Annotated in this window: 22 protein-coding genes and 2 tRNA genes; 4 read left to right on the top strand and 20 right to left on the bottom strand. The window is 45.3% G+C overall.

Annotated elements, in window-relative coordinates; translation table 11 throughout:
- Nucleotides 1-211: 211 nt before the first annotated feature.
- Both B5E77_RS09320 and B5E77_RS09315 read right to left on the bottom strand, forming a co-directional pair.
- Nucleotides 212-301 (bottom strand) — tRNA-Ser (locus B5E77_RS09320).
- 87 nt (nt 302-388) lie between these two features.
- A tRNA-Ser gene (locus B5E77_RS09315) sits at nt 389-474 on the bottom strand.
- 244 nt (nt 475-718) lie between these two features.
- On the opposite strand from B5E77_RS09315, the gene B5E77_RS09310 reads away from it, so the two are divergent.
- Together B5E77_RS09310 and B5E77_RS17265 are read left to right on the top strand one after the other, a co-directional pair.
- A complete protein-coding gene (locus B5E77_RS09310) occupies nt 719-1,054 on the top strand; it encodes a helix-turn-helix domain-containing protein (protein ID WP_087165092.1) in 336 nt (111 codons plus the stop codon).
- An 18-nt stretch (nt 1,055-1,072) separates the two neighbouring features.
- Nucleotides 1,073-2,008: a hypothetical protein gene (locus tag B5E77_RS17265; RefSeq protein WP_087165091.1), complete on the top strand. Its 936-nt coding sequence runs from the start codon at nt 1,073-1,075 to the stop codon at nt 2,006-2,008.
- Nucleotides 2,009-2,385: 377 nt separating this feature from the next.
- Here the strand turns inward: B5E77_RS17265 and B5E77_RS09300 are convergent, their stop codons facing one another.
- The 10 genes from B5E77_RS09300 to B5E77_RS09255 are packed head-to-tail and all read right to left on the bottom strand — an operon-like array spanning nt 2,386 to nt 12,797.
- A complete protein-coding gene (locus B5E77_RS09300; protein WP_204248039.1) occupies nt 2,386-3,060 on the bottom strand; it encodes a 2-oxo acid dehydrogenase subunit E2 in 675 nt (224 codons plus the stop codon).
- A gap of 1 nt (nt 3,061) precedes the next feature.
- Complete coding sequence (locus B5E77_RS09295; RefSeq protein ID WP_275532758.1) at nt 3,062-3,325, bottom strand: biotin/lipoyl-containing protein; 264 nt, start codon at nt 3,323-3,325, stop codon at nt 3,062-3,064.
- A gap of 18 nt (nt 3,326-3,343) precedes the next feature.
- Nucleotides 3,344-4,861 (bottom strand): FGGY-family carbohydrate kinase, encoded by a 1,518-nt coding sequence (locus B5E77_RS09290; protein WP_087165089.1) that lies wholly within the window; start codon nt 4,859-4,861, stop codon nt 3,344-3,346.
- Nucleotides 4,862-4,893: 32 nt separating this feature from the next.
- Nucleotides 4,894-5,943 carry a 2-hydroxyacid dehydrogenase gene (locus tag B5E77_RS09285; protein WP_087165088.1) on the bottom strand — a complete coding sequence of 350 codons (1,050 nt, stop codon included), beginning with the start codon at nt 5,941-5,943 and terminating at the stop codon, nt 4,894-4,896.
- Nucleotides 5,944-5,960: 17 nt separating this feature from the next.
- Nucleotides 5,961-6,938 carry an alpha-ketoacid dehydrogenase subunit beta gene (locus B5E77_RS09280; protein WP_087165087.1) on the bottom strand — a complete coding sequence of 326 codons (978 nt, stop codon included), beginning with the start codon at nt 6,936-6,938 and terminating at the stop codon, nt 5,961-5,963.
- Nucleotides 6,935-7,951, bottom strand: a complete 1,017-nt coding sequence (locus B5E77_RS09275) for a thiamine pyrophosphate-dependent dehydrogenase E1 component subunit alpha (RefSeq protein WP_087165109.1) — start codon at nt 7,949-7,951, stop codon at nt 6,935-6,937. The genes B5E77_RS09280 and B5E77_RS09275 overlap by 4 nt, the downstream gene beginning before the upstream one ends.
- A gap of 16 nt (nt 7,952-7,967) precedes the next feature.
- Nucleotides 7,968-9,206 (bottom strand): RuBisCO large subunit C-terminal-like domain-containing protein, encoded by a 1,239-nt coding sequence (locus tag B5E77_RS09270; RefSeq protein ID WP_087165086.1) that lies wholly within the window; start codon nt 9,204-9,206, stop codon nt 7,968-7,970.
- A gap of 31 nt (nt 9,207-9,237) precedes the next feature.
- Nucleotides 9,238-10,218, bottom strand: a complete 981-nt coding sequence (locus B5E77_RS09265) for an ABC transporter permease (protein WP_087165085.1) — start codon at nt 10,216-10,218, stop codon at nt 9,238-9,240.
- Nucleotides 10,211-11,707: a sugar ABC transporter ATP-binding protein gene (locus B5E77_RS09260; RefSeq protein ID WP_087165084.1), complete on the bottom strand. Its 1,497-nt coding sequence runs from the start codon at nt 11,705-11,707 to the stop codon at nt 10,211-10,213. Before B5E77_RS09260 ends, B5E77_RS09265 begins: the two co-directional genes overlap by 8 nt.
- A 25-nt stretch (nt 11,708-11,732) precedes the next feature.
- Nucleotides 11,733-12,797 carry a sugar ABC transporter substrate-binding protein gene (locus B5E77_RS09255; protein WP_087165083.1) on the bottom strand — a complete coding sequence of 355 codons (1,065 nt, stop codon included), beginning with the start codon at nt 12,795-12,797 and terminating at the stop codon, nt 11,733-11,735.
- 240 nt (nt 12,798-13,037) lie between these two features.
- On the opposite strand from B5E77_RS09255, the gene B5E77_RS09250 reads away from it, so the two are divergent.
- Both B5E77_RS09250 and B5E77_RS09245 read left to right on the top strand, forming a co-directional pair.
- Nucleotides 13,038-14,624 carry a helix-turn-helix transcriptional regulator gene (locus B5E77_RS09250; protein ID WP_087165082.1) on the top strand — a complete coding sequence of 529 codons (1,587 nt, stop codon included), beginning with the start codon at nt 13,038-13,040 and terminating at the stop codon, nt 14,622-14,624.
- Between the two features lie 12 nt (nt 14,625-14,636).
- On the top strand, nt 14,637-15,662 hold the full coding sequence (locus B5E77_RS09245; protein WP_087165081.1) for a zinc-dependent alcohol dehydrogenase: 1,026 nt from the start codon (nt 14,637-14,639) through the stop codon (nt 15,660-15,662).
- 102 nt (nt 15,663-15,764) lie between these two features.
- Here B5E77_RS09245 and ispD read toward each other — a convergent pair whose 3' ends face one another.
- The 8 genes from ispD to B5E77_RS09205 all read right to left on the bottom strand — a co-directional run bounded on the left by ispD (nt 15,765) and on the right by B5E77_RS09205 (nt 21,449).
- A complete protein-coding gene (ispD, locus tag B5E77_RS09240; protein ID WP_442911329.1) occupies nt 15,765-16,493 on the bottom strand; it encodes a 2-C-methyl-D-erythritol 4-phosphate cytidylyltransferase in 729 nt (242 codons plus the stop codon).
- A 105-nt stretch (nt 16,494-16,598) separates the two neighbouring features.
- Entirely contained in the window at nt 16,599-17,633 is a 1,035-nt protein-coding gene (gene tsaD / locus B5E77_RS09235; RefSeq protein WP_087165079.1) for a tRNA (adenosine(37)-N6)-threonylcarbamoyltransferase complex transferase subunit TsaD, read from the bottom strand.
- Nucleotides 17,630-18,547 carry a ribonuclease Z gene (locus tag B5E77_RS09230; protein WP_087165078.1) on the bottom strand — a complete coding sequence of 306 codons (918 nt, stop codon included), beginning with the start codon at nt 18,545-18,547 and terminating at the stop codon, nt 17,630-17,632. The genes tsaD and B5E77_RS09230 overlap by 4 nt, the downstream gene beginning before the upstream one ends.
- Nucleotides 18,548-18,559: 12 nt before the next feature.
- Complete coding sequence (locus tag B5E77_RS09225) at nt 18,560-18,808, bottom strand: hypothetical protein (RefSeq protein ID WP_087165077.1); 249 nt, start codon at nt 18,806-18,808, stop codon at nt 18,560-18,562.
- Nucleotides 18,809-18,916: 108 nt separating this feature from the next.
- On the bottom strand, nt 18,917-19,417 hold the full coding sequence (rimI, locus tag B5E77_RS09220) for a ribosomal protein S18-alanine N-acetyltransferase (protein ID WP_242963684.1): 501 nt from the start codon (nt 19,415-19,417) through the stop codon (nt 18,917-18,919).
- Nucleotides 19,404-20,174 carry a tRNA (adenosine(37)-N6)-threonylcarbamoyltransferase complex dimerization subunit type 1 TsaB gene (gene tsaB, locus B5E77_RS09215; RefSeq protein WP_087165076.1) on the bottom strand — a complete coding sequence of 257 codons (771 nt, stop codon included), beginning with the start codon at nt 20,172-20,174 and terminating at the stop codon, nt 19,404-19,406. The genes rimI and tsaB overlap by 14 nt, the downstream gene beginning before the upstream one ends.
- Nucleotides 20,171-20,599 (bottom strand): tRNA (adenosine(37)-N6)-threonylcarbamoyltransferase complex ATPase subunit type 1 TsaE, encoded by a 429-nt coding sequence (tsaE, locus tag B5E77_RS09210; protein ID WP_087165075.1) that lies wholly within the window; start codon nt 20,597-20,599, stop codon nt 20,171-20,173. Before tsaE ends, tsaB begins: the two co-directional genes overlap by 4 nt.
- A 127-nt stretch (nt 20,600-20,726) precedes the next feature.
- On the bottom strand, nt 20,727-21,449 hold the full coding sequence (locus tag B5E77_RS09205) for an ECF transporter S component (protein WP_204248038.1): 723 nt from the start codon (nt 21,447-21,449) through the stop codon (nt 20,727-20,729).
- Nucleotides 21,450-21,615: the final 166 nt, after the last annotated feature.

The raw sequence follows: 21,615 nt of genomic DNA, 5'->3' as shown, positions 1-21,615 counted from the left end.
CTGGCAATCTCTTTCCCGTTTACTGTTATAAATAGGTTTTGTTCTTTGAACAATTCTCTTTAGAATTTTCAAGGATTCTTAGCACTGTTCAGTTATCAAGGTTCGCTGTTGACTCTCACGAGCCAGCTTGAATATGTTAGCATAATCAGAATCGAATGTCAAGCACTTTTTTCACTTTTTATTCAACTCTTTTTTACTTCTTCAAGCTTAACGGAGAAGGAGGGATTTGAACCCTCGCGCCGCTGTTAACGACCTACTCCCTTTCCAGGGGAGCCCCTTCGGCCAGCTTGGGTACTTCTCCAAGATGCCCGGTCTCAAAAACCCGGTGATTTTATATATAATTTTATATATAATTGATAGCTTGTCTGTTATCGACAGTGGCTATTAACGGAGAGGGTGGGATTCGAACCCACGCGCCCTTTCGGACAAACGGTTTTCAAGACCGCCTCGTTATGACCACTTCGATACCTCTCCACACTCTGACGCGCTCACCGCCTTAGCGTGGCGACAGATTGTATTCTAGCATTTTTGACTTTCTCTGTCAACATCTTTTTGATCTTTTTTTACCAAAAATTTTACCACTGAAGTGAAAAGTTTATTTCCACTTTGAAGGAGGCAAAGTAGATTTTACTCTTTCACTCATTTCTACTTCCCCAAATGCAGCATTTAGTCTTACACTTTTCATGTTAGGCAGTCGCCGGAAAGGCTGGTGTCTATTATGAAAACTCGAAACCCTTTTTCTCATTTAACTTTGGAGGAACGGCGTATCATTCTCACCGGTATTACGAATGGTTCCACGAAAACTGCCATCGCACAGACCATCGGCAAGGATAAATCCACTGTCGGCAAGGAGATTAAGCTTCACAGAGCCCTTACTCATAAGTGTAAAATGCCTCTGGAGTGCAATCATTATAAAAAATGTGTTTACGGCCGCCAGTGTACACCTGACTGTCCGGAGTACAGTCCTTTCCATTGTTCCAGACGCGACCGCTCCCCTGGCGCCTGCAATGGCTGTTCCAACTGGTCCCGATGCCGTTTTGATAAATACCAGTAATGTCCAGAAGAGGCCCATATGGATTACCGCACTACTCTGGTCGATTCCCGGGAAGGGGTGAATCTTGCCGTACAGGAAGCAAAACAGATGGCTGCTGTTATCGCTCCGCTCCTCAAACAGGGGCAGTCCCCTTTTCAGATCGTTACAAACCATCCGGAACTCGGCATTTCAGAAAAAACGCTTTACAACTATATCGAAAACGGTGTTTTCCACGAGATTGCCGGCATCACTGCCCTGGATCTGCGGCGGCAGGTATCACGCAGGCTGCCGAAGAAAAAGGCAAAAACTTATAAGAAACGTATCGACAAAAAGTATCTCCAAGGCAGAACCTACAAAGATTATAAATCCTACCTCTCCGAGCATCCCGAGGTCTTTGTTACCCAAATGGATACGGTCTATAACGATGAGACAAACGGTCCTTTCCTTCAGACTTTTAAATTTGTGAGAGCCGGCATCATCCTTGCCTTATACCGCAATGAGAAAACCGCTGCTTCCATGAAAGAAGGCGTTGACATACTGGAACCCATTCTTGGCACAGAACTGTTCCGCAAATATGTTCATGTCTTACTGACTGACCGAGGGACCGAATTTTCTGCCGCCGAAGCTATGGAGACCTCCTCTGACGGTACAAGGCGGACAAGGGTATTTTACTGCGATCCTATGCAGTCAGGGCAGAAAGGCACGCTGGAGAATAAACATATAGAACTCCGTTACATCCTTCCAAAAGGAACGAATCTGAGGGAACTCGGACTGACCGGCCAGTCCGGGCTGAATCTGGTTCTCAGCCACATAAACTCCTCCCCCTGCGAGATGCTCGGCAGTAAAAGTCCGTTGGAACTGACGGAATTTATGTATCAGGATCTGTACGAAAAACTGCTGGCTTTCGGCATCCATCCGATTGAAAAGGATCAGATCATTTTAAAACCATACCTGCTCAAGCAGAGAAACAAGTAAGGAAAACTACTTAATCAAAAACAACAGGCGGCTGTCAAAGAAAGTAAATACCATCCACAGCAAGTGGAATTTAGTCCTACACCCTTAAAAACACCGGCTAAAATCCGCTTTTTTGTCATGTCCAAAAATCCTCTCTTTTTTAAGCAGCCTGTTGTTTTCTTCATTTAGTGTAACACTTATTTCTACTTAATAAAACAGAAAAAGCAGCAATCACTCATTTTTGTAAGAGTAATTGCCACTTTTCTTTTCACGTTTTTCAAAGTGGAAATAAACTTTTCACTTCAGCCTTTTTTGAAAATAAAGCGATTTCATCAAAATAGGCCGCCCAAATACTTATGGCGGCCTATTTTGATTTCTGATAACCGAAATTACTTCAATTATTTTAGAGCCTCAGGTTTTTCCAGCATCTCTGCTAAATCTGTTAAAAAGCGAGCTCCAGAAGCTCCGTCTGCGATCCGATGATCCAATGCCAGTGTCAGACGCATAATTCTCCTGACTTGCACGTTTTCTTCTTCTTTATTCCAAACCAGCTTTTCCTGCATTCTGGGTACAGATAAAATACCTGCCTGTGGTGCATTTACAATGGATGAAAAAGAATAAATTCGGAACTTCCCAAGACTGCTTACAGTAAAAGTGGCTCCTGCAAGTTCTTCCGCTGAATAAATACCCATTACTGCTTTCTCTTTTATTTGCTCTAATTTCTCACAGACCTCTCTCAGACTGAGTTTATCCACGTTCTTAATAACTGGAACCAGAAGCCCTCTCTTAGTATCTACTGCTACACCAATATTTACTTTTCCGCAATATGTAATTTGATCATCACCCCAGTATGCGTTCAGTGACGAATGCTTGCAAAGACTGTCCGCTACTGCTTTGGCTATAATTGCTGTGTAAGAAGGTTTGTACTCCAATCGTCTTCTAAAGTCTATCATCGGCTCACAGTCTACCTCTGTCTCCATGTGAAACTGAGGAACATCTGTCCAGCTTTTTGTCATCTGCCGGGCCATTGCTTTTTTTATGCCCTTCAACTTCATGACGGTATCTTCCATCATTTTACTCCTCGTCTGTATCAATATAAGCTACAACAGTCGCAATTTCTACCTCCTCGCCTTCTGGAACCACTATTTCCACAAGTGTTCCGGTTACAGCAGCTTCTATTTCGGTAATAGCTTTATCTGTTTCGATAGACATCAAGGGCTCGCCAGCTGTAATATGATCACCCACCTTTTTTAACCATTCCTGTATAATCCCCTCCTCCATGTCCAAGCCTACTTTTGGCATAATAACCTCTTTACGCATAGTATTTTCCTCCTTAATATTTAATTCATATATTCTTTATCTATAATTTTTTAGTTCTGCACGCTTATCCCAGATTTTCCAGTTTGCACGGTATAACTCCGTATATAATTGATAATTCATTTCATATATTTTGTTTTCTTCCCTATCTGGTTCAAATTCCTTTTTGATATGAATCATTTGATCCATTCCTTGATATATATTATCAAAATATCCCGAAGCAACTGCAGCCAAAAGAGCCGCCCCCCGCGCACCAATTTCTTTTCCACTTGTTACCTGTATAGTCTTATTCAGGCAGCTTGCAAACATCTGGCACCAAAATTCGCTTGCACTTCCTCCTCCGGCAATTCGCACCACTGCAGGCTGATTCGGAAAATGCTGGTAACAATCTTTCATGGAATATGCAATTCCTTCATACACAGAACGCAATAGATGTTCTTTTGTATGATTACTTTTAATTCCGAAGAACTGACCTGCTGCACTCGGTTTTACAAACGGCGCCCGCTCACCTCCTTGCCCCAGGAAGGGATGAAAAATGATTCCTCCGGAACCAGCCCCGATCTGTTTCATTTTTGCCTCCTCTTCCTCATAGGAGAACCTACAGTTCTCACCATGATAAAAGGTATCAATAAACCAGTCCAAATTTGGCGTCCCAAGCATGGTTCCCATCGTCATCAACCACTTTTTATCTTCTATGTAGCAGATAAGAGAGGGTGCTTCCTCTTTATTCATTTGAAAATCATCTAGGGAATCAACGACCATTTCATTATGAATAGTTGTTCCAACAATAGAGCAACTGTCCATATTCTGGAGCATTCCATTTCCACAGGCCGTAGCAGCTATATCTATCATCCCATTCACAACAGGAATTCCAACAGGAAGCGTTGTTTTTGCAGCGGCTTCTTTTGTTACCGTTCCTATTATTTCCATACTCGAACGGATTGGCGGCAACAGCTCATAGATCCGCTCCATGTCAAAGCCTTCCAATAGTTCCCGATTATACTTTCTACTCCATACATCCACTAATGAAGCATCTGATAAATCTGAGGTATCAGTGACAATTTCACCTGTCAGGCAAAACTTAATCCAGTCCTTACAAAAAACCAAATACTTGGCCTGCTCCATTTTTTCCGGTTCGTGATCGTAATACCATGCCCCCAGGGCCAGGGGTGAACCCGCAAATGTTATCCTTCCGCTACTCTGTATAACTTTATTTTGCTTCCACCTGTCTATATAAGCTCCTGCCCTCCCATCTATCCACAGAGTTGCGACATCCAACGGCTTTTTATTTCTATCCAAAAGCCACAAGCCGTCTCCCTGACCAGTTATCCCAATTGCTTTAACTTCTCCCTGTTCTTTTGTTTCCTGCATTACTTCTTGAATTGTCTCTGCAACCATGTCCCAGAGTAAATCCATATCCTGGTAAGCGCTCCCATCTCTTCGACAGTCAGGAGCCGTATTACGTCTGGCCAGTTTTAGTTCCTGCCCACTCTCATCAAACAAAACCGTCTTAACCTTCGTTGTTCCAATATCAACACCTAAAAACTGTGCCTTCATTCTGCCTCACCTCATTTCGGGTTCTGTTTTAATTAATCCTTCCAAACCTCCGGATTGTACAGGTGTACAGGTCTCTGTCCTGCAAAGAAAAGCTTCAGATCTTCAGCAAGCACCCTATAAGACCTGTCATATGGGTCATAGCTGCAGCCTGCGATATGCGGCGTAAGAACCACGTTATCCAAAGAAAGCAGCGGATGATCTGCCGGAAGGGGTTCTACAGGATAGACATCCAGGCCAGCTCCTGCAATTTCCTTCTTTTGGAGCATATCAATCAGTTTATTGTAATCCATAACCGCTGCTCTCGCTGTATTAATCATATATGCTGTGGGCTTCATCAAGCTCAGCATCTCTGCACTAATAATTCCTCTTGTACCATCGTTTACCGGTAGATGTATGGATACAAAATCACTTTTTTCCATCAATTCTTCCAGGTTTACCAGCTTTACATTTTGTGTTACCGTCTCCTGCTTCACAAAAGGATCATAAGCAATCACTTCCATATCAAACGCTAAAGCACGCTTCGCCGTCTCTCGTCCAATGGCTCCATACCCCACAAGACCAAGCGTCTTTCCGCTTAACGTAGGTCCTTTAAACTGCAGGTAAGCGAATTTTTCCGGTGTAGAGCCTACCCAGTTAACATCCGTGACGCAAAAGCCATTCTCATTGTAAGGCTTATCATCTGTAATTATACGGTTTTTAATTAGATAATTTCCCTGTGCAAGATGACGGCTAACCGCTACAACCAAGCCCATTGTAAAATCAGCCACTGTATCCTGATTTCTTCCCGGAACAAACAGAATCGGAATTCCCAGCTCTGTCGCCTTTTTTACATCAACGTTTGCATGTGCTCCTCCTCTTGGAGAAGCGATTACCTTCAGGCTGTCTGCCGCTTCCAGTACTTTTGCTGTAATTGGGTCAAATTCCGCCACAACTGCATCGCATCCCTTAATAGCTTCACACATCTCGTCCTCACTTAGTACGCGACCAATTTTCATCATGCCTTCATAAACAATTGTATCAAACATTTTGCGAAACTCATCAAAATAAGGACTTTCCATATAAGTGGTCACAAGAAGTTTCATAATTTTAATTTCCTTCCTTAATTATTTTTTATTAAATTTCTTACTGTTTCTACAATCAGGGACACTTCTGGAACATACATTTTTTCCAAATTCACTGCAAAGGGTACCGGAACATTCGGCGCACCGATTCTTGTCACTCCTGTCTTCAATGCCCCAAATGCAAACTCCTGAATCTGAGCTGAAAGTTCTGCCCCAAAGCCTCCCTTTTTGCATGCCTCATGCACAATCAGTACCCGCCCAGTCTTCTTTACAGATGCAAGCACGGGCTCCATATCCAAAGGCTCCAGCGTTCTAATATCTATGACCTCTACAGAAATTCCTTCTTTTTCAAGCTCTTCTGCTGCCTTCAGAGAACGCCCTACCATGGCTGAATATGTTACAATTGTAATATCAGTTCCCTCTCGTTTCACATCTGACGTATACTCAATCTCATAAGGCTCTTCAGGGACTTCGCATTTTTGCTTGTAGAGTGCTTTATGTTCGTAAAATATTACTGGATTATTATCACGGATGGCATGTAAAAGAAGCCCCTTGGCATCATAGGCATTTGAAGGCATCACAACACGAATTCCTGGAATATGGGCAAGAATTGCTTCAAGAGACTGGGAATGCTGGGCTCCATTTCCAAGACCCGCCCCTCCCTGAGTTCGTATAACAAGCGGAATATTAACACTTCCCCCGTACATATAGCGGATTTTTGCAGCCTGATTTAAGATTTGATCAAAGCTTGTTCCTATAAAATCAGAATATGATAATTCCACAATAGGACGCTTACCATGTAGAGCAGCTCCTACTCCAGCTCCTACGATTGCCATCTCTGAAATAGGCGTATCACGAACACGTTCACTTCCAAAATTATCATATAGGTCATAGCTGCAACGCAGCTGTCCTCCGTAAACCGCAATATCCTCTCCCATGGTAAATACATTCGGATCACTATGAAATGCGATATGCATCGCCTCATTAATCGCTTCACGCATGGAAATCTTTCTCATAGCCTCTTCCCTCCATTATCCGGTTTCTGAAATGCCTTCCAGGTTATGTCTGCAAATATCGGGTCGTAAAGATCCTCTGTCAAATCCTCAATATCCGGATCACTCATTTGCCTTGCAGCCTTTGATGCATCTAGGACAGCTTTATGTTCTTCTTTTCTGATTTCATTCAGTTCTTCCTCAGACACTTCCCACTGCTCCATAAGAAGCTTCGCACACTGAAGAATCGGATCCTTGTCCTTCCAGCTGTTTACCTCATCTCTGGTACGGTAGTTCTGGTTATCTCCGAAATAATGTCCTGCCATTCGGTAAGTCTTCATCTCCATCAGCACTGGCCCCTTACCTGCCTTCACATGAGCGACAGCTTCTTCCATCGCGGCGTCAACAGCCGCTACATTGTTGCCATCCACTACCATACCCTTAATATTATAAGCTACTGCCCTTTCCGCAATATCCTTTACATGCATGGATTTACTCACATGAGTGGAAATTCCATATTGATTATTCTCGCACACAAAAATAACCGGAAGATCCCAAATCGAAGCCATGTTTAATGCTTCATGAAAGCTGCCTTCATTAGCCGCACCATCTCCAAAAAAGCTGACTGTGAAATTATCACTATGGTCAAGCTGCATACTTAAAGCTGCGCCAACAGCAATCGGAATTCCGCCTCCTACAATTCCATTTGCTCCAAGATTTCCAGTGGTCAGATCTGCAATATGCATGGAACCGCCTTTGCCCTTACAGTAGCCTTCTCCCTTTCCCAAAAGCTCTGCAAACATACGGGTCAAATCCGCTCCCTTGGCAATACAATGTCCATGTCCTCTGTGCGTAGAGGTGATAAAATCCTCCCGGGTCATATGCGCGCACACTCCGGTCGCAATCGCTTCCTCCCCTTGGTAGGTATGCACAGCTGCGCGTGTTTCATTTGCCTTTGCCAGTTCAATAGCCTCATTTTCAAATTCCCGGATACGGTTCATCATGCGATAAGCATTTAACAATGCATTTTTTTCCATGATATTTTCCTCCACTCTATTTGACTCCCCAGTATGTAAGCGCTGTTTTTAATTCTGTAAACTCTTCAGAAGCTTCCACAACTGTTTTCCCCTCCATAACAGCTTCAATTGCCTGAAGAATCGCTTTTGCTCCAGCCTCTGCCCCCATGGGATGTCCATAAATTCCTCCTCCGGCCATAAGGATTGTATCATTTCCAAGGAGCCGCATGAGATATTCGATGGTTCCTGGATGTACGCCTCCAGCTACAGTGATAAACGCTCTGTTAATCCCCTCCATCGGAGCTACGCAATGCGCATGAGCTTCAACAAGCTCGTCCGTTGCAATGCCAAACCTTCCGCTGTCCGGATAAACAAGAGGCATATCCATTCCAATAAGCCGGGCCAGCTTTCCACAGGCAAGAGCAGTTCCAATCCCGTTAGATCTAGAACGATAATAAGCTCCCATTCCTGCACAATGTCCAAAGATGGGATAAATCAGTTTTTCTCTTTTTAATGCACGAATCAGATCCTCTGAAGCTCCCCATCCTACTGCTTGATAGTTAATCATAAGAGCATTTGCTCCTGCATCAATTGCGCGTTTTGCACGCTCCAAAAGATTTTCACCAGTAATATTTACAGCATACAAACAGCTCCTGTCCTTCCCCACTTCCCTGAGGCGCTTCATAACCGTACTTACACGCTCCACCATCGGTGAATAACCCGGATCACTCAACAGTTCATCATCCTTGATTACATCAGCCCCGCCCAATGCCGCTTTCACAGCACCACTTGCGCTTACCTCTGGCTCCACACCAATACAAGGCTTTAAGATAGCTCCTACTAGGGGGCGTTCTGGAATGTTCAGCAGCTTTCGTATTCCGTCTATCCCCATCATTGGTCCTGGCAGTTCTTTCAGTATACTCTTCGGAAATTCTATATCTACAAGACGAATTCCATCCTGCCCCAAAACGTTTCCTGCCACTGTACTCATGATCATAGGCATATAAGCCGGAAAATTCGCCGTAGGGAATGCAATTCTCGCAACGCAGGCTCTTTCTTCCGCCATAGGATATACCCCTATAACCTTTGCACCATATTTTTCAATAACTTCCGGCGTTTCTCCCTCTACATGTGTCCAAGTTCCCGCACTCTGATCTGCTGCTACCAGCTTTACCCAGTCATATAAATCTGGCTCTTTGTCAGATTTCATGTAATACGTCGCTATTAAAAATTTCTCGCCTACGCTTTCTGGTAACACCAATGTTTCAAATTTCATGAATTCCCTCCTTTTGTTTTATATCAGCTTTTTACTGCTTCTTTTTGTTCTTAATGATATCCACTACTATAGCAAAGATGATAATAATGCCCTTTGCAACATCCTGCCAGTAAGAATTTACTCCCAAAAGGTTCAGACCATTATTCATAACTCCGATAATCAGGGTGCCAATCAGGGTGCCTCCCAGAGTACCACTGCCGCCTGTCATCATTGTTCCACCAAGAACAACAGCTGCAATAGCGTCCATTTCTGCTCCTTCGCCCATTGTCGGCAGCGCGGAATACAGCCTTGCTGCTGTCATGACTCCTGCGATTCCAGATACAACGCCCGAGATAACATATGCGATAATACGTACACTGTCCACGTTGATTCCCGAAAATCTAGCCGCTTCTATATTGCCTCCTGTCGCATAGAGATGTTTTCCATAGCGAGTGTAATTCAAGACACAGAAGAGAATTAAAAATATAATAAGCATATAAATAATTTGGAGCGGGATGACATCAAGGAACTTCCCATTTCCAATAATAAGTAGTCTCTCATCCTGTACATAAATCGGTTTCCCACTTGTCATTATCAAAGCCAAGCCTCTGGTAATATTCATCATAGCCAAAGTCACAATAAAAGCTGGCATTTTGACTTTCGTAATCAAAAGTCCATTTATAACACCTACTGCCAGGCCAATTACTACTCCGATAAGGAGGGCTGGTACCAGCGGCCAGTTACTTCTGGCCATCAACGCCATGGATATGGTTCCTGAAAGCGCCACAACAGAACCTACTGAAAGATCAATTCCACCAAGCAAAATGACATATGTCATTCCAAAAGCTATCATCCCATTTGTGGAAATCTGAAGTAATACATTTAAAATATTTCTTGTTGTAAGAAAGTGTTCCGTTGCAAATGTCAGAAGTATACACAGCACTAACAAGCTTAGAATAATCCCAAGATTATTCTTTACCGCTTTAAATCCATTTCCATCACGGAGCCTTTCTCTATTCTGAATCTTACTCATGCTCAACCCCCGTAGCGTATCTTATAATCTTCTCCTGTGCCAACTCATCTCCGCTGATTTTTCCTCCCAAACTGCCCTTACGCATAACATATACAGTATCACATACTCGCATGATTTCGGGCAAATCGGAAGAAATCAAGATGGTGCTCATTCCTTTACATGCCAGTTCATCTATTAAGCTGTAGATCTCTGCTTTCGCTCCTACATCTATTCCTCTGGTAGGCTCATCCAGAATCAAAACCTTGGGATCTGTAGCCAACCATTTTGCAAGAACAACCTTTTGCTGATTTCCGCCACTTAACTTGCCAACCTCCATATCTCTTCCAGATACTTTGATTCGAAGCCGCTTAATCATCTCATCTGTTATTTGATTCTGCTTCTTTGTATTTACGCCAATAAACCCTATGAATTTCTTAAGCACACATAAGGTCAGATTAAATTTTACTGATTGCATTAACACCAGGCCTTGCTCTTTTCTGTCCTCCGGTATCAGAACAATTCCATGGGAAATGGCGTCCTGCGGATTCCGAATTTGAATTTCCCTGCCATTTAAAATGATCTGGCCCTCATATCCCTTATCAATCCCTGCAATCACACGAGCACATTCACTCCGGCCTGCTCCAACAATTCCAGCAATACCAACCACCTCGCCTTTATGTACCTTCATATTGATATCATGAACCATAGCACCACGAGACAAATGTCTTAATTCCAGCACAATATCATCATAAATTTTATGTTCTCCATAATGAGGCTCTATCTCTCGTCCTACCATCATAGTCACAAGTGAATCTTCATCTGCATCACTAATATCCACGGTTCCGATATACTTTCCATCTCTTAATACTGTCACTCTGTCAGCTAGGCGGAAAAGTTCCTCCATCCGATGGGAAACATAAATTACGGAAATCCCCATTTCTTTTACTCTATCCACCGCGTTGTAAAGATTTTCAACTTCTGTAAGTGAAAGCGAAGCAGAAGGCTCGTCCATAACCAGTATCTTTACCTGATTCGACAATGCCTTTACAATCTCCACAACCTGTTGCTGCGAAATACTCAGATTACACATCAGTTCGCTTGGATTAATATCAGAACCAAAATCCTGCAGGAGCCTTTTCGACTCCTGCATGATCTTTTTGGCATCAATCAGCCCCCACCTGTTTCTACATTCTTTGCCCATGAAAATATTATCGGCTACCGTCATTCTTGGAGCAAAAGATAATTCCTGATGTACAATGCTGATTCCCAGCTTATTAGCTGTAAATACATCCTCAATAGATACGGGTTTCCCATCCAGATAAATTTGTCCCGACTCCATCCTATGTATACCGCCAAGCACTTTGATCAATGTGGATTTTCCCGAGCCATTCTCTCCCAGCAAAGCATGCACTTCCCCTGCACGGAGTTCAAAATCCACTTGATCCAGCGCTTTTACGCTACCAAATATTTTTGTAATTTGTTCCATGCGAACAACGATTTTCTTATCCATACTATCATTCCTTACCGTCAGAAGCTTACTCAAATTCGTAATCTGGGATTCCAGTATAATATGTGTCGATTCCTTCGTCTGCGTTTTCGGCAGTCACTACCTGATAAGGAACATTCTTAACTGCAGCTCCCACATCCTCGCCCTGCATAGCCTTATAGAGATCAAGGGCAGCCTGCTTGCCCATCTCATAAGGGCGCTGTTGCAATGTTGCAGCTTCTCTTCCCTCCTTAACAAACTCAAGTGCCTCCGGAGCGCCATCGAATCCATAGCAGTGTACCTCATCTGCACGTCCAACCGCTTCAGCTGCTGTATAGGCACCAATAGCCTGCTCATCATTGGAGCAAATCACAGCATCAATCCTCTCATGCGCCTGCAATAAATCCTGCATAACAGAATTTGCTTTCTCAACCTCTCCACCGCCGTCACCGTCAAAAATAATATTCAAACCATATTTCTCGCATACCTCGCGGAAACCATCTGCTCTTGCCTGCGAACCGGCGTCAGGACGGCAAAGGATTACTACGTTACCCTCTTCCCCGATATCTTCCGCCATCTTCTCAGCCAGAACAGCCGCCGATTCCTGATTCGGAGTCATAACCTGTGAACACACCAGATGCTCATACCCTTCTGCAAATGGGAAGTCTGCCGAAACAACCATAACACCTGTATCTACCGCATTTTGTACACTGGTTATCAGCGCATTGCCATCGATAGTCTCACACACAATCCCCACACATCCCTGTGCAACAAAATCATCAATATTGGTTGCCTGAACTACCGCGTCAAAACCTGGATCCAATACAACCGCTGTATCACCATTCTCTTCAATTACAGATTTAGCCCCTTCAATAAAAGCCTGGCAATGAGGGATCACGTTATCAATGACTGTAATTCCAATCTTATTTCCCCCTTCCGGGTTATAAAGAGTACTGGCCGAATCATAAATAGACCCCTCTTCTGAATCCTGATCCGTCTGTTCCGCAGCTTCTGTCGTTGTTCCTTCCGGCTCATTCTCTTCCGATGAGCCGCAGCCTGTCAGAACCATGACCCCCACCATCAGCAATACTGTCAACAACCTACGTTTTTTCATGAAATACCTCCCTTTTTCTTGAATTGACTTGTTTTGTTACACCTTTGTGATTCTCATGATATCATCCAGAAATATTATGCACAATTCCACAAAAAAGCTTTGTTTTTATTGTAATATGTGTATTATTTTATGGATAAATCAGACTAATAGCAAAATATTCCACTATATGTTCTTGACGAATTATTTGCTATTTTGTATACTAGTAAAAAATAGTGTGATTTTTTATGCTGGAGAATTGTAATGAACGCACAAATATTAATAATGACACAAGAATATATGCTAGCAGAAAAACTAAAAGGCTGGATTGATAGCAGTTTTGACAACATTGATATCATTGGTATGGAGTACAATTGTGCTCTCGGAATGGAAAAATTTAGATTTTTTCTTCCGCAGATTGTTATTTTGGATACTTCCATGGTATTAATCAAATTGCAAGATTTTATCTATATGTTAGGGGAATATTCTGATAATTTTTATATCATCCTTTTGGACGGATCTGTAAACGATTCCCTGCTTCCTCATGTTTACCAGAATATACAAAAGACTAAGTTGGATGCTGCTTTGCTGAGCAAACATATTTTGGCACTCAGTAAGCTACTTGTTTCAGGCAATTTTACTCCCTCCTCCCACTCTTCCCTCTGCCATTATAACGAAAATTATCACCGGGAACTTCTTTCTATTCTATCCAATGGTGGATTCTGCAGCAAAAATTTGGATCTACTCAAAAAAAGACTGACATGGAAATTAGCTTCCAACGTTCGATTTCTCATGCTTTATCCTACTAATGAGCTTAAAAGTATCTCCTGTAAAATGCTCCAGCATATGCAGGGTGTTTTAGATGCGAATAATGGCGGAGTTGCATTTCTTAACCCTCAGCACATTCCCTGTTTGATAATTAATTCTCCTTCGGTTAACAGCCATGCATCCTTAGACTCTTATGGAAAAATCCTGCAAGAACTGCAGAGCACCATCATAAAATACCATCATACACATTTTGTCTTTTTCTTTGGAGACGAGCTGCCATTGAACAATTTAGACAAAGAATACCATATACTTCTCCAATATTATAGACAGGGATTTTTCTGCAAAGGTATCAGTTCGGTATATTTTCGTACTACGAAGCCTAATGCAATTTCCCATAATATCATCCTGACAGAGGAGATGTTGTCACATTTTTTTCTTTCCCTGTTTCAGGAAAGCAAGGAACAATTTGCAGAGCGTTTAGAAAACATTTACATGAAAACACTAAAACATTCGTTTTCTCTGGAAACTTGCTTTTACTTTCTGACTTTACTGGAATTATTACTATATGCGTACAAACTGATCTATCCCGCTTTCTTTCTAAAAAGAGAAAACGTTAATCAAATACAACAAGCATTTCAAACAAACTATACAACGCTGGAAGACGAATACCAGCAACTTTCCCCATTGCTGCTGGAAATGAATACCTTTTCCCAAACGCACATAAAAAGGCCTAACAGCCTGATTGTGCAAGCAATTATTTATTGCATCATTCACTGCAGCGAAGCTCCGTCACAAACCAAGGTTGCCACGGCCATAAATATTACTCCAACTTATCTAAGCCATTTATTTAAAAAGGAATGCAATATCGTTTTCAGCGATTTTCAGATGAATCTGCGAATTACTCTTGCCAAGCGCTTGATAGCATCCACAGAGCAAAAAATATTCCAAATTGCAGAAAATTGTGGCTTTTCCGACTATCGGTATTTTTGTAATACTTTTCGAAAAAAAACAACATTTACTCCCAGTGAATATCGTTCACGCTATTCTCTGATATATTCCAGAATTCCAAAAATCATCTTTTAGGAGGTTTTACCATTGAAAGCAGTCAGGTTGGCTGGAGCAAGAAAAATGGAACTAGTTGAAGAACCAGAACCGCAAATTTGCGGTTCTGGTGATGTAAAAATAAGAGTCGCATATTCTGGTGTATGCCCAGATGAAATGCCTTTTTTTCGCCGTGATGCAGATATGCTCGCCTGGGGCTCCGTTATATTTCCACTGGCAGGCCATGAAATGTCAGGAACTGTTACAGAAGCTGGAGACGCAGCATTGAAATATGGTTTTACTCCCGGCACCCGCGTCAGCGGCTATGCTTGGAAGCACTGCGGGCAATGTGATTATTGCCGAAGTGGCAAAGAGAACTTGTGCATGCATCTGAAGCCTTCTCAAAGCACCATGTCTGAATATATTGTCTGGGATATGTCACAACTAATCAAGCTTCCTGATACTGTTTCTTTTGAGGAAGCTGTACTTACCGATCCTATAGGCTTTTCTCTTCATGGCATCACAAGAGCTAATATGCAGCTTGGAGATAACGTTCTCATTATAGGCGGAACAGTTCCCGGTCTAATCCTTCTACAGCTGGCAAAAATGAATGGAGCCAATATCGTAACCGTGGTTGATCCATATCTGACCAACCGGAAAATTGCACAGGAGCTTGGAGCTGATTATTGCATCGATCCTACCTCAGAAAACATTGCTTTTCATACCTTAAAAGTAACTCACAATCTGGGATATAATATTATCTTTGAAACAAGCGGTATGTTGGACATGATATCTATCGCTGCCATGCTGCTGGCTAAACAGGGAGTCCTGGCTTATGGATGCGTATATGGATTGAATAAGCAGCCACCACTAAAGCTCTCAGAGCTTTTTATCAAGGAAGCAAGCCTAATACCATTCCACATGGCTCCTTATATGCTTCCCCGCACAGAAAAAATCATAGGTAAATTATCCCTTTCACCTTTAATTACCAAAATATACTCTATGGAAGAAGCTACTCAAGCTTATATGGATTGTGAAACTGGTCGCTATCCGCATATTCTGATACGAATCAATCCATAAATTTTTAAAAGGGAGTGCAGCAAAGTCATCTACTTAATAGCAGCAGCAAATGACCATGCTCACTCCCTATTTACATTTTATAAAAATGATAGCTTTCCCCTGTCACTCCTGGGCAAATGCTTCCGCAATTTTCAAATCATCCGGTGTGGTGATTTTTATATTCTCATACGCACCTTTGATGAGCTTCACCTTAACATCCGTAAAGGTCTCAATAATCATCGAATCATCTGTGGCGTCCGTCCTTCCACTTTCTATCAGCGCTTTATAACCCTGATACGCCAGCGCAAATTCAAAAACCTGAGGCGTTTGAATTGCCCATACCATTTTTCTATTTGGTGTATGATACACAAAGCCATTCTCATCTGCTATCTTAATAGTATCCTTCACAGGCATGGCAATCACACAGGCCCTGTATTCCTCCACAGCCATCAAAGCCCGTTCCAACATTTCCTCGCTAATAAAAGGTCTAACGCCATCATGGATAAATACATAGCCTTCCCGATCATCAGCTTCTAGTTCATTCTGAATGGTTTCCAATCCATTCCATACAGAAAGATAGCGCTCCGCGCCTCCTTCTACAAGCCTGCATATCTTTGTAAATCCGTACTTATCTATTATTTCTTTTCTGCAATAAGAGAGTTGTTCTGCTCCTGTTACCAAAATAATCTGATCAATCAATGGTGAACTCTGCATAATCTGCAAAGAATAATATAGAATCGGCTTTCCTTGAATTTCCAGATATTGTTTCTGAATTTTCTCTCCCATTCGTCTTCCCTGGCCTGCCGCCAGCACGATGGCTGTACACCTTTTTCTTGTTCTGCGCACCTTCACTTTCCCCCGTAACTTTCATTCTGCGGCATTCTTCTTTGCCGCTATTCTTTACCGCCTGCCATTTGTCTGCCGGCTTTCTGGCAGCCAGCTTTTAGTTCCTGTTTCCTATCTCTCGCCCAGCTTCAGATTTGGAACCGCATTCAGGTCAAGGCCATCCCGCCTTCCTGCAATATACTCGTAATAGGCCGCCGCGCCGATCATCGCCGCATTGTCCGTACAGAGAATCGGGGACGGATGGTAAAACTGAATCTTGTTCTTCCGGCAGGCTTCGGAAAGGGCCGCGCGCAGCGTAGAATTGGAGGCAACGCCGCCCGCAATCGCAAATTTATCAAGTCCGCTGTCCCTGACGGCAAGCATCGCATGCTCTACCAGCACGTCGCAGACCGCCTTCTGGAACGAAGCTGCCACATCTGCGCGATTCACCGTCTCGCCCTTCATCTGACAACCGTTCAGATAATTCAGCACTGCGGATTTCAGGCCGCTGAAGCTGAAATCATAGGGAGAATCCTCAAGCTTCGCCCTGGGAAATGCGATCGCATCCGGATTTCCTTCCTTTGAAAGCTTATCTATCTTCGGCCCTCCAGGGTAGCCAAGACCGATAGCGCGGGCCACCTTGTCAAAGGCTTCCCCCGCCGCATCGTCTCTCGTCCGTCCGAGAATCTCGTATTTTCCATAATCCCGTACGGCTACCAGATGCGTGTGTCCGCCCGAAGCCACCAGGCATACAAAGGGCGGCTCCAGATCCGGGTTTTCAATATAATTGGCGGAAATATGCCCCTCAATATGGTGCACTCCTACCAGCGGCAGCTTCTTCGCATAGCTGATGGCCTTGGCCTCCGCTACGCCTACCAGCAGAGCTCCTACGAGCCCCGGACCGTAGGTAACACCGATTGCATCCATATCATCCAGGGTCATGCCGGCCGTATCCAGAGCCTCCTGAATCACCTGGTTGATTTTCTCGATATGCTTCCGGGACGCAATCTCAGGCACGACGCCTCCGTAAAGCTTGTGAAGCTCTATCTGCGACGAGATAATATTGGAAAGCACACAGCGTCCATTTTTCACCACGGCTGCAGCTGTCTCGTCACAGGAGCTTTCTATCGCCAGTATATAAATATCCTTTTCTGTATTATCACTCATTTCTCATCATCCTCAAACTTCAGTTCCACAGACTTCCGGTCCTTCCCGACCTTCGCCCGCGGGAAAATACGGCGCACCTCATCCATGTACTCCTCGGGCCGGGTCAGGGACGGGCTGTAATGGGTCAGCCACAGCTCTCCCACGTCTGCCTCCTTCGCCAGGCGGGCCGCCTCGTAAAAGGTCATATGCTTGTTCTCCACCGCTTTGGCCTGCTTATCCTTTTCGCCGTACATACCCTCGCAGATAAACAAATCGGCGCCCTTTGCATGCTCCGCGATAGACGCCGTAGGGCGTGTATCCGTACAGTAGACGAGCTTGATGCCTTTCCGTCTGGCGCCCATGACCATATCCGGCGTATAGACCGCCTCGCCGTCTGCCACCGTCTCCCCTTTCTGCAGACGGTTCCAGAAGTTCTTGGGGATATTCAGCTCCAGCGCCCGGTCAAGCTGGAATTTCCCAGCCCGGTCGATTTCGATAGAATACCCGTAGCAGGTCACGTTGTGATTTACACGGAAGGCACGAATCCGGTAGCCCTTCAGGCAGAACTCCTCCTGGGGCTTCGTGATTTCCCGGTATTCTATAGGAAACGGGAGCTCCGGCGCGATGACGCGCAGGGCATTCACGACACGCTCCAGGCCTCTGGGCCCAATGAGAATCAGAGGCTCTGTCCGCTCTGCGTTTCCCATGGTCAGCAAAAGCCCCGGAAGGCCGCTGATATGATCTCCGTGAAAATGGGTAAAGCAGATCACGTCAATCGGCTTAAAGCTCCAGCCCTTCTCCTTGATCGCGATCTGCGTCCCCTCTCCGCAGTCTATCAGAAGACTGCTTCCATTGTATCTGGTCATCAGCGCTGTCAGCCAGCGGTAAGGAAGCGGCATCATGCCTCCGCTTCCCAGCAAACATACATCTAACATTCCTGTCTCCTATTACAAAAGCTCTGCCTGTTCCGTCCTGGTCAGCGGAATCTGAAACTGCTCTGTCATTTTGTCATAGCAGTCCTCACAGAGATCAAAGCGATCGATTTCCCCGTCCTTGCCGGACATATACTCCCACACCTGATGGACGGAAAAGACACCCTCCATGGGCATACCCCTTCTGACTGTGATTACCTTTCCGCAGCCATTGCAGATAATCCTGTCCAATATTTTTGCTTCTTTATTCTTATACTCACGCATTCTGCTTTTCCTCCCTGAATCCGGGCGCCGCGAAGCCTCGCGGCGTCTGCTTTGTGCTACGTGAATATTTTACAAAATAATCGTCTGCGCAGATAGTGGGAATCACTGTCATGCGTCCGGAAACCGCTTCCACATCACTACTGCGTCCTCTTTAGGCTTCTCGTAAAAATTCCGCCGCAGGCCGGCACGCTCAAAGCCCAGGCCTTCATACAGGCCAATCGCCGGCTGATTTCCGGCTCTTACCTCCAGAAGAAATACTGAGGCCCCCCGGATCCGTCCTGTGCAGAAAAGCTCCCGAATCAGCGCCTTCGCAATTCCCCGGCCGCGAAGGCATCGCTTCACCGCCACATTGGTGATCTCGGCTTCCTCCTGGCTCAGATAACAGCCGCAGTAGCCTGCGATCTCTCCTTCGTATTCCGCCGCCAGAAAGACTGCATAGGGAAGCGCGAGGCTGTCACGAAACCCCTTCTCCGACCAGGGAGTGGAAAAGGCCTCCTGCTCAATTTCGCAGATCTGAGGCAAATCCCTTTCCGCCATTGGGCGGATCTGCAGCTTCTCCCCGGCTCCCTTTGCTTCCCGCGCTTCCGCCTCGCGCTTAAGCCTGTCCATCGGGCTTCTCCTGAGCACTTTTCTCCTCCTGCCGGGCCCGGGCCTCTTTTTCTGCCCGCTCCCGTTCCGCCTGGGAAGGCCGGAGGTAATCCGGCCTGTGCTCCGCCGCAGTCTCAATCCTTCCTGCGCGCACATAGGAGACTGCCAGGGCCGCCACCGCTCCGGCTCTCTGCTTATTCAAATGGGCCGGAGCAAAGGAAAACGGGCTCCCCTTCATCAGCTTTTCTGTCAGCACATCCCGGAACACCGGCACGCCGTCCCCCAGGAAAATCACTTCCCGCCCAAGGGCACACAGCTTTTCCGCAATCACCCCGATGCCCACAGCCATCTGGGGCTCAATGACAGACAGCTGATTATCACGGAATTCATAGATCCCGGTATAGACCTGATTTCTGCGGGCGTCCATCAGGGGACATATAATACGGTCTGTTCCATACAGATTATATGCCAGCGCGTCCACGGTAGGCACGTGCACCAGCGGCTTGTCAAGAGCCAGTCCCAGCCCCTTCGCCGTGGCAGACCCGATACGGAGTCCCGTAAAGGAACCGGGGCCGGCCGCCACTGCGACAGCGTCTATCGTATTCAGATCCAGCTCGATCATGCGGGCAATCTCATCCAGCATGGGAAGCAGGGTCTGCGAATGCGTTTTCTTATAATTTACGGTATATTCTGCCAGTAGATTTCCGTTTACTCCGTCATCCTCCACGACAGCCACAGAAGCCACCAGGCCCGAGCTGTCCAGCGCCAGTATTTTCATCTGATCTCCTCCACCGTGATTTTCCGATAATCAAAGCCCTTCTCCAGATCCTTTTCTATCCGGATCGAGGTTCTTGCCGCAGGAAGCAGCTCTTCGATCAGCTCCGCCCATTCAATCAGACAGACGCCCTCCCCGTAAAAATAGTCCTCATATCCGATCTCGTCCATCTCTTCGATGTCGCCGATCCGGTATACGTCAAAATGATAAAACGGAAGCCGCCCTCCGTCATATTCCTGCACAATCGTAAAGGTCGGGCTGTTCACATGCTCTGTGATCCCAAGTCCTCTGGCAAAGCCCTGGGTAAATACCGTTTTTCCTGTCCCCAGATCGCCGGTCAGAGTATAGAGCCCGCCCGGAACCGCCGCGCGCCCCAGCTTCTCTCCCAGATCCCTGGTCTCTTTTTCTGAAAATGTCTCTGCTATCATATATTTATTCTCCAAAAAGGAGCCAGACGCAAGAGCTCTGGCCCCTCTTTTCAGCCGTTTTTCTGCGGCTTTTATTATAGCACACTCATTTTGCCGCTGTCTACCTGGAATCAGCCTCTTTTCAGAATCAGTGCTTTTTCAGAATCGGGCTGATATGCTTGTAGAGCAGCGTGGTTACCACGGATATAATCAGCCCTTTTAAAATATTGAAGGGAACGACCGCAAAAAACACCAGCGTCCACACACTGTCAATGCTGGCATTGATGGCAGTTCCCATTCCAATGATGGCTTCCATGGACATGCCATACAGCTCTGCGAATTTCGGAAGCAGGTAAAGAGCATTGAAGGCGCTTCCGAAGACAGTCATGACCAAAGTTCCCAGTGCAAGCCCTGTGACAGCCATCTTTTTGCTTTTCTTTATGTAATAAACAATAGAGGCAGGCAGCACAAAGCTGCATCCAACCACAAAATTGGCGAAGTCGCCTACAAAGGCTGTGGTCGTTCCTTTGAGCACCAGCTTCAGCAGCACCTTGCACAGCTCCGCAGCCACACCGGCCACGGGTCCCATGGAAAAAGCGCAGATCATGACAGGTATCTCACTGAAGTCCAGCTCGTAAAAGCTTGGAGCAAACCACAGAGGCACCTCCAGGTACATCAGCACCGCCGCAATTGCAGAAAACACGCCTACAATGGCCGCCCGGCGGGCCGGGGTATTGCTGCGGGGCATAGCGCTCTTTTTCCGAAGCCATTTTTCCGTCATAGCCGCTATCACAAAAATCGCAATGACAATCAGCAGGCAGACCCCCAGAAATTTCAGGTTTTCCTCCACATTTTGAATCAGATTTGACATTTCACATTTCTCCTTCCATTCAATAAAATCTGCTGCAGCACAGGGCCGCAGTGCTTTCAGAATCAGAAAGGATAATTCTTCAACTGCATTTTGCTCCTGCGGCAGTCTGCCGTATAGCTGCGCACGCACATCCATCCGGCAGGCGCCGGGAATAAAAAAGCCCCGG

Origin of the sequence: Lachnoclostridium sp. An131 (genome assembly GCF_002160825.1) — a bacterium.
Lineage (GTDB): Bacteria > Bacillota > Clostridia > Lachnospirales > Lachnospiraceae > Laedolimicola.
The sequence above is the reverse complement of the archived record's forward strand: the minus strand, read 5'-3'. Positions and strand labels throughout refer to the sequence as shown.

Bases quoted from the DNA above. Each gene is read 5' to 3' on its own strand.
- B5E77_RS09275 (WP_087165109.1), bottom strand. From the start codon at position 7,951: ATGGAAAAAAATGCATTGTTAAATGCTTATCGCATGATGAACCGTATC.
- rimI (WP_242963684.1), bottom strand. From the start codon at position 19,417: ATGGACAGGCTTAAGCGCGAGGCGGAAGCGCGGGAAGCAAAGGGAGCC.
- B5E77_RS09255 (WP_087165083.1), bottom strand. From the start codon at position 12,797: ATGAAAAAACGTAGGTTGTTGACAGTATTGCTGATGGTGGGGGTCATG.
- tsaB (WP_087165076.1), bottom strand. From the start codon at position 20,174: ATGAAAATACTGGCGCTGGACAGCTCGGGCCTGGTGGCTTCTGTGGCT.
- B5E77_RS09260 (WP_087165084.1), bottom strand. From the start codon at position 11,707: ATGGATAAGAAAATCGTTGTTCGCATGGAACAAATTACAAAAATATTT.
- tsaD (WP_087165079.1), bottom strand. From the start codon at position 17,633: ATGAGTGATAATACAGAAAAGGATATTTATATACTGGCGATAGAAAGC.
- B5E77_RS09250 (WP_087165082.1), top strand. From the start codon at position 13,038: ATGAACGCACAAATATTAATAATGACACAAGAATATATGCTAGCAGAA.
- B5E77_RS09300 (WP_204248039.1), bottom strand. From the start codon at position 3,060: ATGATGGAAGATACCGTCATGAAGTTGAAGGGCATAAAAAAAGCAATG.
- tsaE (WP_087165075.1), bottom strand. From the start codon at position 20,599: ATGATAGCAGAGACATTTTCAGAAAAAGAGACCAGGGATCTGGGAGAG.
- B5E77_RS17265 (WP_087165091.1), top strand. From the start codon at position 1,073: ATGGATTACCGCACTACTCTGGTCGATTCCCGGGAAGGGGTGAATCTT.
- B5E77_RS09310 (WP_087165092.1), top strand. From the start codon at position 719: ATGAAAACTCGAAACCCTTTTTCTCATTTAACTTTGGAGGAACGGCGT.
- B5E77_RS09205 (WP_204248038.1), bottom strand. From the start codon at position 21,449: ATGTCAAATCTGATTCAAAATGTGGAGGAAAACCTGAAATTTCTGGGG.
- B5E77_RS09280 (WP_087165087.1), bottom strand. From the start codon at position 6,938: ATGAGAAAGATTTCCATGCGTGAAGCGATTAATGAGGCGATGCATATC.
- B5E77_RS09270 (WP_087165086.1), bottom strand. From the start codon at position 9,206: ATGAAATTTGAAACATTGGTGTTACCAGAAAGCGTAGGCGAGAAATTT.
- B5E77_RS09230 (WP_087165078.1), bottom strand. From the start codon at position 18,547: ATGTTAGATGTATGTTTGCTGGGAAGCGGAGGCATGATGCCGCTTCCT.
- B5E77_RS09290 (WP_087165089.1), bottom strand. From the start codon at position 4,861: ATGAAGGCACAGTTTTTAGGTGTTGATATTGGAACAACGAAGGTTAAG.
- B5E77_RS09285 (WP_087165088.1), bottom strand. From the start codon at position 5,943: ATGAAACTTCTTGTGACCACTTATATGGAAAGTCCTTATTTTGATGAG.
- B5E77_RS09225 (WP_087165077.1), bottom strand. From the start codon at position 18,808: ATGCGTGAGTATAAGAATAAAGAAGCAAAAATATTGGACAGGATTATC.
- B5E77_RS09265 (WP_087165085.1), bottom strand. From the start codon at position 10,218: ATGAGTAAGATTCAGAATAGAGAAAGGCTCCGTGATGGAAATGGATTT.